Genomic DNA, 769 nt, shown 5'->3' on the forward strand with positions numbered 1-769 from the left:
GCATCGGTGTCCTCAACCACCAGGTCCGCGTTGATCGCCGCGGCGGCCTGCACCCCGGCCGCCCCGTCAGAACCCGCGGTCCCCAACCATCCGGCGAGCACTGACCCGAATGGCCCCGGCGGACGTGCGTCTCCCCGTCCGGCGGACCCCGCGCGTGAATACTGGCGGCATGCTCCAGAGTCTCGGGCCCTCACCCTCCGCGCCGCCCGGCACGTGTGCACCCGGGTTTCATGTGCTCGTCGTGTGCACCGGCAACCTCTATCGCTCCCCCCTTGCCGAGTGGCTGCTCAGGCAGCGGCTGCTCGATGCCCGGCCGGTGATCCGGCTGAGCAGTGCGGGCACACGGGCCCTCACGGGTACGCCCATCGCGGCCACGGCGGCGTCCTTCCTCCTCGAACGCGGCGCGGACGCCTCGGGGACGAGTTCGCGGCGGCTGACGAAGGATCTGGTCGAGAACTCCGATCTGGTGCTGGGGGCCGCGACGGAGCATCGCGAGGCCGCTGTGCGGCTGTCCCCCGTATGGGCGCTGACCCGCGCCTTCACCCTGTCCGAGTTCGCCCGGCTGGTGCGGGCGGAGGACGCCTCGGGCGTGGCGGATCCGGCCGCGCGCTTCAAGGCCCTCGTCCGGGGAGCCGCCGCCCGGCGTGGCAGCGAGCGGGTCCGTCCGGGCGAGGACGACATCGAGGATCCCCTGGGTGCCCACCCCGAAGAGGTGCGGGACTGCCTCGTACGGATCGAGGGTCTGGTGGAACGTATCGCCGCGGCTGTG

Annotated in this window: 1 protein-coding gene; it reads left to right on the forward strand. The window is 72.8% G+C overall.

Features of this window, described 5'->3' with window-relative positions:
* Positions 1 to 169: 169 nt before the first annotated feature.
* Positions 170 to 769: arsenate reductase/protein-tyrosine-phosphatase family protein (locus F7R91_RS41780; protein WP_150959107.1), on the forward strand; the 600-nt coding region annotated here is incomplete at its 3' end.

It is taken from the genome of Streptomyces luteolifulvus (assembly GCF_008806595.1).
GTDB classification, from domain to species: domain Bacteria; phylum Actinomycetota; class Actinomycetes; order Streptomycetales; family Streptomycetaceae; genus Streptomyces; species Streptomyces luteolifulvus.